General features: G+C 65.3%; 10 protein-coding genes. 7 read left to right on the top strand and 3 right to left on the bottom strand.

The window, feature by feature from the left end:
• Window positions 1-63 precede the first annotated feature (63 nt).
• From QA642_RS14400 to QA642_RS14390, 3 genes are all read left to right on the top strand, one after another.
• Window positions 64-231: a hypothetical protein gene (locus QA642_RS14400; RefSeq protein ID WP_283085241.1), complete on the top strand. Its 168-nt coding sequence runs from the start codon at window positions 64-66 to the stop codon at window positions 229-231.
• A 125-nt stretch (window positions 232-356) separates the two neighbouring features.
• Complete coding sequence (locus QA642_RS14395; protein ID WP_283085240.1) at window positions 357-2,552, top strand: TonB-dependent receptor; 2,196 nt, start codon at window positions 357-359, stop codon at window positions 2,550-2,552.
• A gap of 152 nt (window positions 2,553-2,704) precedes the next feature.
• Complete coding sequence (locus tag QA642_RS14390; protein WP_283085239.1) at window positions 2,705-5,335, top strand: spermidine synthase; 2,631 nt, start codon at window positions 2,705-2,707, stop codon at window positions 5,333-5,335.
• Window positions 5,336-5,344: 9 nt separating this feature from the next.
• Here QA642_RS14390 and QA642_RS14385 read toward each other — a convergent pair whose 3' ends face one another.
• From QA642_RS14385 to QA642_RS14375, 3 genes are all read right to left on the bottom strand, one after another.
• On the bottom strand, window positions 5,345-5,968 hold the full coding sequence (locus tag QA642_RS14385; protein WP_283085238.1) for a 2OG-Fe(II) oxygenase family protein: 624 nt from the start codon (window positions 5,966-5,968) through the stop codon (window positions 5,345-5,347).
• A gap of 90 nt (window positions 5,969-6,058) precedes the next feature.
• The gene (locus tag QA642_RS14380; RefSeq protein ID WP_283085237.1) at window positions 6,059-6,400 is read right to left on the bottom strand and encodes a hypothetical protein; all 342 of its coding nucleotides are present in this window, start codon (window positions 6,398-6,400) and stop codon (window positions 6,059-6,061) included.
• 92 nt (window positions 6,401-6,492) lie between these two features.
• Window positions 6,493-8,514 (bottom strand): hypothetical protein, encoded by a 2,022-nt coding sequence (locus QA642_RS14375; RefSeq protein ID WP_283085236.1) that lies wholly within the window; start codon window positions 8,512-8,514, stop codon window positions 6,493-6,495.
• Window positions 8,515-8,744: 230 nt separating this feature from the next.
• Here QA642_RS14375 and QA642_RS14370 point away from each other — a divergent pair, with 230 nt between their 5' ends.
• The 4 genes from QA642_RS14370 to QA642_RS14355 are packed head-to-tail and all read left to right on the top strand — an operon-like array spanning window position 8,745 to window position 11,945.
• Window positions 8,745-9,719, top strand: a complete 975-nt coding sequence (locus tag QA642_RS14370) for a peptidylprolyl isomerase (protein WP_283085235.1) — start codon at window positions 8,745-8,747, stop codon at window positions 9,717-9,719.
• The gene (locus QA642_RS14365; RefSeq protein WP_283085234.1) at window positions 9,716-10,708 is read left to right on the top strand and encodes a HupE/UreJ family protein; all 993 of its coding nucleotides are present in this window, start codon (window positions 9,716-9,718) and stop codon (window positions 10,706-10,708) included. Before QA642_RS14370 ends, QA642_RS14365 begins: the two co-directional genes overlap by 4 nt.
• A gap of 17 nt (window positions 10,709-10,725) precedes the next feature.
• Window positions 10,726-11,331, top strand: a complete 606-nt coding sequence (locus QA642_RS14360; RefSeq protein WP_283085233.1) for a HupE/UreJ family protein — start codon at window positions 10,726-10,728, stop codon at window positions 11,329-11,331.
• The gene (locus tag QA642_RS14355; RefSeq protein ID WP_283085232.1) at window positions 11,328-11,945 is read left to right on the top strand and encodes a HupE/UreJ family protein; all 618 of its coding nucleotides are present in this window, start codon (window positions 11,328-11,330) and stop codon (window positions 11,943-11,945) included. The genes QA642_RS14360 and QA642_RS14355 overlap by 4 nt, the downstream gene beginning before the upstream one ends.
• Window positions 11,946-12,010: the final 65 nt, after the last annotated feature.

Here is a 12,010-nt window from a genome sequence, read left to right as displayed (position 1 = left end):
TCGTCATCAGCCAATTGCCAGCAGTGCAAGATTCTCAAGTCACGGAAAGCTGGCGGCCTGCATATGCAGGACAAGCAGCGCCGAGGGAAGCAAGGCTTATCGGTTACCGATGTGACAGCCGTGCGAAGCGGCGATTACCTTGCCGATGTTTCAACGGCTTATCCGGACTGCAACGTCGCGCAGATGAATTTGGGCGTCCAAGCCGCCGGCGATGCGCCTTTGCGGTTGTAAATGTAACAATTCGCTACTCGCAATCGCCGCCGCGGGTTAGTATGATATTGTTGCTGGATCGTCATACTCACCTGCCATAGTATCGGTGTGTTGGACTGCAATGGTCGTGGTGCGGAGATATCGTGGTGCGTAGCGTCTTGTTGCGGGTGTTTTCCGCTGCCGCATCGTCCGCGCTGTGCACGTTCCCGGCCCCAGCCCACGAGATCAGCTCGGCCGCGCCCGCCGAGCTTCCGCCAGTCACCATTGCGGGGGCGGATCATCAGCATCCCAAACGGCACACCCACAGAAAGCCGCCGAAAAATGCCGGTGTGCGCAGCCAGGCTGCCGTTCGCACGGACGGCCAGACCGAGGGCGGCGGTGCGCCCGGCGCTGCGCCGGCCGGCTCGACCGCCCTGCAACCCACTGCCGCCAGCGCAGTGCGCATCAGCGGCGCACAGGTGAACGCTATCCCGTTCTCGCGGCCCGGCGAGGCGCTGGAAGTGGTGCCGGGCCTGATCGTCACGCAGCATTCCGGCGAGGGCAAAGCCAACCAGTATTTTCTGCGCGGCTTCAATCTCGATCACGGCACCGATCTTGCGATCAGTGTCGACGGCATGCCCGTCAACATGCCGACCCACGGGCATGGGCAAGGCTATGCCGATATCAACTTCCTGATCCCGGAGCTGATCCGGTCGGTCAACGTCCGCAAAGGACCGTATTTCGCCGACCAGGGCGACTTCGCATCCGCCGGCGCCGTGGCGATCGACTATGTCAACAAGCTGCCGCACAATTTCGCGGAGCTGACCTTCGGCAGCTTCGGCTATCGCCGCGCCTTGGCGGCGGGATCGACCAGCGTTGGCGACGGCACGCTGCTGACGGCATTTGAAGCCAACAAATATGACGGGCCATGGGACGTGCCCGACGATGTCCGCAAGCTGAACGGCGTCATGCGCTACAGCCAGGGCACCGCGACCGATGGCCTGACGCTGACGGCGATGGCCTATTCCAACGGCTGGAATTCGACCGATCAGGTCCCGCAACGCGCGATCGACCAGGGCCTGATCACCCGTCTCGGCACGCTCGATCCGACCGATGGCGGCACCTCCAGCCGCTTCAGCCTGTCGAGTAACTGGGCACAGTCGAGCGACTATGGGCAAACCAATGTCAGCGCTTATGTCGTGCGCTCCGATCTGCGGCTGTTCAACAATTTCACCTATTTCCTCGACAATCCCGTCAATGGCGACCAGTTCAGCCAGCTCGATGGTCGCACGCTCGGCGGCTTTGACGCGCGGCACACGTTCGACTGGCGCTTAGGCGGGCTCGAATCGCAGACCCGTGTCGGCGTACAGACGCGCTACGACGACATCCATGTCGGGCTGTTCAAGACCGAGCAGCGCTCATGGCTCTCGACCGTGCGCGACGACCACGTGCAGGAGGGCAATGTCGGCCTCTGGACCGACACCACCACGCGCTGGAAGGACTGGCTGCGCACCACGGTCGGCATCCGCGAGGACTTTTTTGCCGGACATGTGAACAGCGACACGCCGGAGAATTCGGGCAACGCGCAGGCCTCGATGGCGAGCCCGAAGGCCGGCATCGTGCTCGGCCCCTGGTACAAGACCGAGTTCTACGGCAATGCCGGCTACGGCCTGCACAGCAACGACATCCGCGGCGCGACGATCACCGTCGATCCCAACGACAAGGTGACCCCGCTCGACCGCGTGCCGCTGCTGGTGCGCTCGCGCGGCGCCGAGCTCGGCATCCGCACCAAGGTGATCGAGGGTCTCACCAGCACGCTCGCAGTTTTCGTGCTCGACTTCGACTCAGAGCTGCTCTTCGTCGGCGACGCCGGCACTACCGAGCCGAGCCGGCCCAGCCGCCGCGTCGGCGTCGAGTGGACGAACGAGTACAAGCCTCTGCCGTGGATGACGGTCGACCTCGACGTCGCGCAGACTCACGCGCGCTTCACCGATTTCGACCCCGCCGGGTCCCGCATCCCCGGCGCACCGGCGTGGGTGGCCAGCAGCGCGATCACGCTGGGCGGCGACACCGGCTGGTTCGGCAGCCTGAAGGCGCGCTATTTCGGTCCGCGCCCGCTCATCGAGGACGACAGCGTCCGTTCGCGGTCCTCGCTGATCTTCAATGCGCGCGCCGGCTACAGATTCGACAATGGCGTGCGGGTGCAGCTCGACGTGCTCAACCTCTTCAACGCCCAGACCAACCAGATCGAATATTACTATCTGTCGCGCTTGCCGGGAGAGCCCATCGACGGCGTCGCTGACCGTCACGTCCATCCGGCCGAGCCGCTTGCGGTGCGGCTGACGGTGGCGGCAAGATTCTGATCGCAGCGACAACGGGTCCTGACCGGTCGTCACAAATCCTGAAAAAATCTGACATAGAGCGAATGCTCTGATCGGCCGAGAACACCACTCGGCCGATGCAAAGCGTTCAGCTTGCCCCGCGCAGTCGGTCGCGTTCGAACAGGAGTGAAGGAATGCAATCTGAGCCGGACAGCATCGCGATCGCTTCGGCTGGCCGGTTCGCAGGCGCGGCGCAGGATGAGGCCGCGCCGGCGCGCACGCGCCAGGCTGCAAGCCGCGCCTGGGCTCTCGTGCCGATCGTGACCGCGTCGGGTCTTGCGGGCCTCGGCTACGAGATCGTGTGGACGCGCCAGCTGAGCCTCGTGCTGGGCACCGAGATGATGGCGGTGCTCGGGGTCATTGCCGGGTTCTTCGGCGGCCTGGCACTGGGCGCGTTCGCGCTCGATCGGCCGATCCGCCGCGCTGCATCGCCATGGCGCGTCTATGCGATGCTCGAAGCCGTCATTGCCGTGTGGGGCCTGATCAGCGTCTGGTTGCTGCCGGCCGCCGGTCGCGCTCTTGCCCCCCTGCTCGGCACCGAGCCGTCGGCTGCCCTGCTCTGGGCCGGCAGCCTGGCGCTGCCGACTCTCGTGCTGCTGCCGGCAACGATGGCGATGGGCGGGACGCTGGCCGCGCTGGAACGGATGATGCGGAACGCGCGTGGCGAAGCCCGCGTCACGGCCGGCGTCTACGGCGCGAATACGGCCGGAGCTCTTGCCGGCACGCTCGTCGCGACATTCCTTCTGATCCCGGCGCTGGGATTTTCGGGCACGTTGCTCTGCCTTGCCGCCGTCAACGCGTTCTGCGCGCTTGGCGCGCTCGCGCTCGGCCCAGCCGCCACGGCCGATGCCGAGGAACGGCGGCCGGAACGCATTCGCGACGTGCGGCTCACCATCACCCTGTTCGCCACGGGACTGCTGGGAATCGCCTTCGAGGTCCTCGTGGTCCGGATCGCCGCCCAGGTGATGGAAGACACCGTCTACACGTTCGCCGGGCTGCTCGCCGCCTATCTGCTCGGCACCGCGGCGGGGAGCCTGCTCTGGCAGCGGACCGGGCGCGATGCCAGGGATGGAAATCTCCGCGGCCTGCTCGCGGCAACCGCACTCGCCTGCATCGCGACCGCGGCGCTGGCCCCCTATGCCGGCCGCCTGGTCGAGGCCGTATCGTCTGCGGACATCTTTGGTGAGCTGGCCGTGGCGATGGTGTTGTTCCTGGTTCCTGCGAGCGCCATGGGCGCGCTGTTCGGCCTGCTGGCGCAACGGGTGAGCGATCAGCGCGGCTCGGTCGGAGCGGCGGTCGGCATCAACAGCCTTGGTGCCTGCATCGCGCCGCTGCTGGCGGCGCAATTCCTGATTCCGGCCCTTGGCGCATGGACGGCGCTGCTTGCCGTTGCGGTCGGCTATCTGCTGCTGCTGCCGCCCGGCCGATCGGCGCTGCTGTGGTCCGCGGTACCGGCAGTCCCCGCGCTCATCTTGTGGCTCAATCCTGCGCCATCATTGACGCGCGTGCCGCCGGGTGGCGCGCTGCTCGCAGTCCGTGAAGGTCCGATGGCGACGGCCAGCGTCGTCGATGACGCCGCGGGCGTGCGCTACCTCGAGATCAACGGCCACTTCCGCATGGGCGGGACGAGCTCGACGCGCTCCGACTACCGGCAGGCGATGCTGCCGCTGCTGCTTCACGAGGCCCCGCACCGCGCCTTGTTCCTGGGTATCGGCACCGGCGCCACCATGGTCGGCGGCGCGCAGATGCCCGGCGTCAGCGTGCGCGCCGTCGAACTTTCCCGCGAAGTGGTGGAGCTGTTGCCCTGGTTCGTCAATCCGCCACCGGCATCAGCGCCGCTTGTGACGGTGGCGGATGCCCGCCGCTACGTCGCTGCGGATACCGGCCAGCACGACGTGATCATCGCCGACCTGTTTCATCCCGCGCTCGACGGCAGCGGCGCGCTCTACACGGTGGAGCATTTCGCAGCCGTGAAACGGCGCCTCGCGCCCGGCGGGATCTTCTGCCAATGGCTGCCGCTGTACCAGCTCGATATGCCGTCGCTGCGCGCCATCGTCCGCGGCTTTCTCGACGTCTATCCCGACGGCGCGGCCTGGCTCAATCACTACAGCGTCCGCACACCGATGCTTGCGCTGGTCGGAACGCGGGACGGCGGCCATCTCGACACCGACGCGCTGGCTGCGCGGCTTCGCGATCCCGCGGTCGCATCAGCCGTTCGCCCCCTCGGGTTCGAGACATCGATCGATCTCCTCGGCCAATATGTAGCAGGCCCGCGCGCCCTCTCCACATTCGCCGGCGAGGGTCCGCGCAACACGGACGACTATCCGTTCGTGACTTTCGATGCGCGCCGAAATGTCCGTGCGCTCACGGCGGCGCCCTGGTCACTGCTGCTTGCCGTCACGAAGGAGATTCGCCCGGATCCGAATGAACTGCTCGTGAGCGCAGCCGAGCGCGACGCGCTGGGCACACGCCTCAATGCCTACTGGGCCGCGCGCAACCGCTTTCTCGAAGCCGGTGCGTCTCTGCCAGGCGATCCGCGCGGAGCCGCGTTGATCGACGCGGCGTCGCCGGGCCTCATCGACGCGCTTCGCCTGAGCGCGGAGTTCGATCCGGCCTATGGACCGCTGATGGGGATGGCAAAATCCCTGCTCGGCTCGGACCGCGCGGCCGCCGCACGCCTGCTGCGCAAGATCAACGAGGCAGCACCGTCCCGCCGCGAGGCAAGGGACCTGCTGCTTCGAGAGTTCGGCATGAGAAACGAGTGATCGACGGCCTCACGGCGCGAAGTTGATGCGATAGCCCCAGCAGTCCAGATGGTCCGGAATCGCGTTGAAGGCGATCGTGATCCGCTGCCCGCCCGGATTTCTGGGCACCTCGTGATAGAGATAGCTCGGGAACAGCACGAGATCGCCGGGCTCGGCTTCCGGCAAAACATATTTGCCCGCATTGAACGGCCCGATGGCGGCACTGCGGGTGTGGTGACGGAAGGAAAAGTCTGAGCCGCCGGGCGGCCGCACGAACACCGTCTTGCACGCCGCGTGCGAGGGCGTGAGATAGAAGATGCCGGACACGAAACTGTTGGCGTGCGAATGCAGCGTCTGGTTTCCGCCGGTCTCGAGCATGTTGGTCCACATCTCCTTGACCGTCCAGCGCAACTGCTCGCCGAACAGCAGGACGCCGAAATCGACCAGCTTCGGTGCGGCAAGCTCGGCGATCTGGCGAAACAGCTCATTGTCGCGGGGATCGGCAACCTCGGTGTGGAACAGTTGGCCCGAGCGCAGATTCCCTTCGATCGTGGTACTGCGGATCGCGGCGACCGCGGCCTCGTTCAGCGATGGCGGCAGCAGCCCAGGCGAGCGCATGAGGGGAATCGGGAAAAGCGGCTCGATCTGATCCATGTCGCGACATCTACCTGTTGGTGAAGCTCGGCCAACAATGCGCGGGGAAAGATGACGCTGCGATGACAGCGCGCAAGATCTCCGCTCTCGCTACTCGTTCGGCTTGAGCACTCTCAGCTGCTCGCCCGGCTGCAGCTCATGGCGGCGTTCGCGCACCTCGTCGGAGGCACGCGCGGCCATATCGACGCATTCGTCGAATTCGCCATTGCCGGCCTCGACCAGGGCCTGGTGCAAATGCCGCTCGGCAAAGTAGCGGGACAGATGATCGGGCGGCAGATCGGCCGCCAATGCGCGCGCCTCCGCCACCGCGGCGTTGCAGTCTTCCCGGGTAGGCTCGTCGGAGGCAGGCACCGCACCGGGGGTGGCCAGCGCGCAACCGAAGCCGGCAGAGAGAAGGGATAGTGTGCAGACCGAGATACGGAACAGTGACATCACGAGCGTGCTGGCAAGTCTAGCGGGTTATAAAATAGGTACGGCGGGACGCATTTGTCATGCGTCCCGCCGGATGGCCTCAAATCATCGCGTCAGTGATGGTCGTGATGATCGTGATCGTGACCATGGTCATGGTCGTGATCATGATCGTTATCGGCGCGCTGCCCGAGCCGGCGAGCCAGCTCGGCATTGGTCTCGACCAGCAGCTTCGGCGAACGCTCCGGCCGCACGAAGATCGGATTGGCGTAGAACCAGGTGTTCGAATAGGCCTGAACGTCGTGGGTCACCTTCTTGGCGCCGTTCACCGTTTCGAGATGCGCGGGGCAAGCCGGATCGGTGCAGCTGACCAGCGCGTTGTTGGCGTCGAGCAGCGGGTTTCCGGCGGTGTCGGTGACGTTCGGGGTGCCGTTCGGAATGTTGGTTCCGCGCGCGCGGATGTAGAACGGCGTGTTGCCGGCGCTGAACGTCGTCGTGAACTTCAGGCGGACAGCGCCATGGTGCTGATGCTCGCGATGCATCTGCTTCGCCAGGATCTGCTGCGCGATGGTCGCCGTCGGATTGTACACGATCGCCGCACCGGCCGTACCGGCCGCATTCGGAACCGAATAGCCGGCCGCATCGGGCGCAACAACGCCGGTGATCTTGCCGGTGATGAGGTCGACGTGGTCGAGCGACGGCTTGTTCAGCGGCTGCTTGATCCCGACGGGCAACAGCAGCGGGTTGTTGAAGCTGTAGGGGGCGTTGTTCTCGGCCGGGACGGTCATCTCCATCTCGACCGTCACCTTGTCCCCCGGCCTCACGACCAGCGTCTCGCCCATCGTCTTCCAGTCGTCGCCGCGCGCCTTGGCGCGGAACACCAGATCCGGTCCGATGAGGTCGGCATTGACCGAGTACGAGTTACCCGAACGCATGCCGTCGACAACGTGCTGCGACGAGAACCGTCCGGCATTCGGAACGTACAGCTTGGTGTACTCGCCGGGGATGAAGTCGGCGGTCGTGAAGGAATCACGCGCACCGCCCGCACCGCGGCTGTGCCAGTCGGAGCTCACGAAGATGAAGAAGTTGCGGCCTTCGCCGAGCAGACCGTCCCAGAGGCCGCCGACCTTCGCGGTGTAGATGCCGCTCATGCCGTAGGTGCCGCCGCCGACCGCGTTGGGCGTGTACGAGCCGGAGCCGCCGGTTGCGCCGCCTTCGGCGAAGTGACCGGGCGATTCGATGCCGAACGCCACCGTCGGGCCCGCGTTGTTGAAGTCGCGGAAGTGCTCGATGTTATAGCCCTTATTGGCGGTCGCGCTGAACGGTCCCTGGCGCTCGGTGTGGGTCGGGATGACGTAGGATTGCAGCGGATAGTTCTGTTGCAGCCACTTGATGCCCGTGAGCGCCTTCTGGTGACCCGCGGTGCCCGTGTTGTTGACGTTGTCCTTGCCGGGCCAGAGCTGGTTGCCGCCGGCATCGATGGTGGGACCGATCGCGTCGGTGTCGGCGCGGTCGAAGCGGTATTCGAATTCCGCCATCTTGTCCGCGTTGCCGGGCTTCCACCGGTGCTTCGGGTGCTGTCCGGTGATGACGGCGACGTCGACGTGCTCATGGCCGGGCGCGATCCACTCGAGACCTTCGATCAGCACCTTGTCGTAGGTGTTGGTGCGATTGACGATGGTCGGATACTCGACCTCGCGGATCGACTGCCAGCGCCACATCTGCGCGCCGCTGCCGGTGCCGTTCGGGGTGCCCTTCAGGCTGCTGATGGTGATGCCGTCGATGGTCTGACCGAGCGTCTGGCTCCAGGTCGTCGTGGTCTGTCCCGGAAGATTGGCGCTGGTGTCGCTGAAGCGGCAGTCGCGGTTGCCGGAGCCGCCATGGTTGCCGAGCGTGAACCAGTCGAGATCGAAATTGTTTCCGCCGGCGGACGCGGTGCCGCGGCCGACCGCGCGATCGATCGTGTAGCCGGCTGCGACCGAACCATCGGTGCAGGTGTTGTGGTTGTGCATGTCACCGGCAACATAGGGATTGCCGCGGCGCTCGCCGCGCCCCCAGTCGTCGGCTGCAGCGCTCTGCGTCAGCGCCAAGGTTGCCGATGCTGCAGTCAACAGGATCGTCTTGCCGGATGGAAACATCTATCGCCCCTCGTGTCACATATCGAGAAAATTAGCCAGAGGTGCGGAGAGTGAGAGCCGTTTGGCTCATCCGCGTGCGCGGCTCCCTGCACGCGGCGATACTGGCCAGAGTTACGATACAGCTTCGTGAAGGATTTGTGTTTGACCGCGACAACTGCGCACTGCGTGTGCGGCATCTTGCCTCTTGCGTTTTTCCATTGCATTTTTCTTCGCCGCATGAGCGTTAGAGGATGACAGATGAAAAGCACTGCCGCATAAGACGCGGCGACGCGCGTGCCAAGAAAGTTTGTGACAACCGTATGTCAATGCCAGCGACACCAGTTGAAGTGCAGCCCTTTCCGATATCGCGTATCGACGATTCAGATCCGAACGATGTCGCCCACGGCGCAACGAAGTCTTCGCGCTCGCTTGTCTCTCTATTTGCGCGGCTGTCGCGCGAGCCTCTGCTGCATTTCACCTTGCTCGGAGCGATCATCTTCGGCATCGACGCGGTGCTGCATCCTCCGGCCAAGGACGAAAAAGTCATCACCGTCACCAAGGCAATGCGGCAGTCCTTCATCGACAATTTCGACGAGGACAAGGAACGCGCGCCTTCCGAGGCGCAGCTCCAGAAGATGATCGACAGCTGGGTCGCGAGCGAGATTCTCTATCGTGAAGGCAAGGCGCTTGCCGTCGACCGCGGTGACGAGACGATCCGCGACCGGATCGCCTACAAGATGCAATTGCTGATCTTCGATCAGATCCGCGTGCCGCGTCCCACCGACGAGCAGTTGCAAGCATGGTTCGCGGAAAATCACGGCCGCTTCGACGAGCCTGAGCGCGTTTCATTCTACATCACCCCGCCCACCGATCAGGAAACGGCGCAGCGTCAGCTCGACGACATCACTCAGCAGCGCGAATCCGAGGAGTTGCAGAAGCTCACGCGCGCCATCCTCGGCCGCCCCGTCGAGAGTCTCTCGGCATCCTTCGGCGACAATTTCCGTGACGGATTGCTGGCGATGCCGGAGGGGGAATGGAAGCTGTTGCAGTCCAAGGATGGCTGGCACGTCGCCCGGCTGGATTCTCGGCAAGCCGGAAATCTTGCCAGTCTCGACAGCGTTCGGGATGAGGCGGCCAGGAACTGGCACACGGAGGAAACCCGCAAGCGCGCCTGGGAAGCGGTCAAGCGGCTCAAGGCATCCTATCAAGTGCGGAACGAGCCGTGACGACGATACGATATTTGCGGCTTGCGCTGCTGGCCTTGACCTTCGCTCTGGCCGTGCTGATCCGGCCATCGGTGCTTCATGCGCATGAAGCGGCGATGGGCGTGCTTGAATTCCGCGAGGTTCGCCCAGGCGCCTTCGTCGGCCGCTGGAGCATAGAGCCGTCGATCGGCGCCTCGCGGGTCGATCTGCGGGTGCCGCCGCATTGCTTCCTGCGTCTGCCCGAGATGAACTGCGGCCAGAAGGGACTGATTGGCCCGATCACCATCACCAATCTCGGCTCCAACATGTCGGTGGTCCTGATCAAGGTCGTCCCGATCGAGGGCGAGCCGCGCAGCTACACGATCTCGACGGCCAATCCCGTCGTCTCCGTGCTCGGCACCGGCGCACCGACGCTCGAGACCTGGATCGAGCTGGCCAAGACTTATGTGAATTACGGTATCGATCACATTCTGCTCGGCGCCGATCACCTGCTGTTCGTGCTCGGCCTGATCTGGATCGTCGGCGGCGGCTGGCCTCTGGTGAAGACCATCACCGCCTTCACGATCGGGCACAGCGCTTCGCTGGCCGCGGCGGCATTCGGCCTGATCGGCGTGCCGGAACGCCCGCTCAACGCCTGCATCGCGTTGAGCATCGCCTTCGTCGGCGTGGAGATCGTCAAGCAGCAGCGCGGCGAGATCGGGCTCACCGCGCGCTATCCCTGGATGGTGGCCTTCACCTTCGGCCTGGTTCACGGCATCGGCTTTGCGAGCGCCCTGGCGGGACTTGGGCTCGAACGCCGCCTGCTGCCCGCGGCACTGCTGTTCTTCAACATCGGCGTGGAGATCGGACAGCTTGCCTTCGTGCTGCTCGTGCTCGCATTGATCTGGGCGCATCGGCGGCTCGATGCCGTCGTGCCGCGCTGGGGCGAGGCGCTGCCGGCCTATCTCATCGGGTCGGTGTCGATGTTCTGGTTCTTCGGCCGTCTGGCGCGCGTGTTCGCCGTGATCTGAGCGAGAGTCGCAGCACAATGAATCTACACATCTCCCGAGCCCTCACCACGGCGATCGCAGCAATCGCGCTGACGCAACCGGCTCTCGCGCACGAGCAGGCTGGCGTGGCCGGCGGCCTCGCCAGCGGCCTGCTGCATCCGGTCACCGGCATCGACCATCTGATCGCGATGGTGGCTGTCGGGATCTGGGGCGCGCAGCTCGGCGCGCCCGCCATCTGGATCCTGCCGATCACGTTCCCGCTCGTCATGGCGGTCGGCGGAGTGCTGGGCGTGTTGCATGTTCCGCTGCCGATGCCGGAGCTGATGATAGCCATTTCCGCCGTGATCCTCGGCGTGGCTGTTGCGGCCCGGCTGCGCCTGCCCTTTGCCGCGGCCGCCGCGATCGTCGCGATCTTCGCGATCTTCCATGGACATGCGCACGGCGCAGAGCTTCCCCGCGCGGCGAATGCGCTGGCCTACGGCGTCGGCTTCGTCACCGCCACCGGCCTCCTGCATCTCTGCGGCATCATGATCGGCACGTTGACGCGCTGGCCCGCCGGCGAGCGCATCATTCAGGGACTTGGCGCCGGCATCGCCGGGATCGGCTGCTACTTCCTCGCGCAGGGTCTCGGAGCCGTCGCATGAGATCGCACCTTGCACGGGCCTTGACCGCTGCAGCGTTGCTGCTGACCGGGGCGAACGCAGCCGAGGCCCATATCGTCGCGGCCCGCCTCGGTGATTTCTACATGGGAGCCTCGCACCCGCTCACCGATCTTCAGGATGTCCTGCTCTGGACCGCGACCGGCCTGCTGGCAGGCACGCTTGGCGCCGCCAGGGGACGCTGGCTCATCCTGGTGTTTCCGCTCGGCCTGCTGGCCGGACTGCCGTTCGCGTCCCTGTTCGGCGCGGCCGCGACGCAGCTGGCCGACGCGACCATGATGCTCGCGATCGGCATGCTGCTCGCAGCAGCCGCGCAAGTTCCCACCTTCGTGTTGTGCGCGATTGCATTCGCGGTCGCCGTGATACGGGGCGCTGCGAACGGGGCCGAGCTCGGACCCGAAACCGACCGGCTGCTGTTTGCGGCCGGCCTTGCCTGTGCGGGCTACACGGTGATCACGCTGACGATGGCGCTGACCGCCGTCTTCAGGCAAACGACGTCGGACAATTCGGCATCTTGGCGGGCCATCGCCGTTCGCGCCCTCGGAGGCTGGATCGCGGCGATCGGCCTGATGATGGCAAGCCTCGCTCTCGCGACGTGAGCGGACCGAAATCGATCGCGACACTGATCTCACTGACAAGCCGGGACCGTGCCCGGCAAATGGTG

The sequence above is a fragment of the Bradyrhizobium sp. CB2312 genome (assembly GCF_029714425.1).
Lineage (GTDB): Bacteria > Pseudomonadota > Alphaproteobacteria > Rhizobiales > Xanthobacteraceae > Bradyrhizobium.
The sequence above is the reverse complement of the archived record's forward strand: the minus strand, read 5'-3'. Positions and strand labels throughout refer to the sequence as shown.

Bases quoted from the DNA above. Each gene is read 5' to 3' on its own strand.
- QA642_RS14385 (WP_283085238.1), bottom strand. From the start codon at position 5,968: ATGGATCAGATCGAGCCGCTTTTCCCGATTCCCCTCATGCGCTCGCCT.
- QA642_RS14390 (WP_283085239.1), top strand. From the start codon at position 2,705: ATGCAATCTGAGCCGGACAGCATCGCGATCGCTTCGGCTGGCCGGTTC.
- QA642_RS14360 (WP_283085233.1), top strand. From the start codon at position 10,726: ATGAATCTACACATCTCCCGAGCCCTCACCACGGCGATCGCAGCAATC.
- QA642_RS14375 (WP_283085236.1), bottom strand. From the start codon at position 8,514: ATGTTTCCATCCGGCAAGACGATCCTGTTGACTGCAGCATCGGCAACC.
- QA642_RS14400 (WP_283085241.1), top strand. From the start codon at position 64: ATGCAGGACAAGCAGCGCCGAGGGAAGCAAGGCTTATCGGTTACCGAT.
- QA642_RS14355 (WP_283085232.1), top strand. From the start codon at position 11,328: ATGAGATCGCACCTTGCACGGGCCTTGACCGCTGCAGCGTTGCTGCTG.
- QA642_RS14370 (WP_283085235.1), top strand. From the start codon at position 8,745: ATGACAGATGAAAAGCACTGCCGCATAAGACGCGGCGACGCGCGTGCC.
- QA642_RS14380 (WP_283085237.1), bottom strand. From the start codon at position 6,400: ATGTCACTGTTCCGTATCTCGGTCTGCACACTATCCCTTCTCTCTGCC.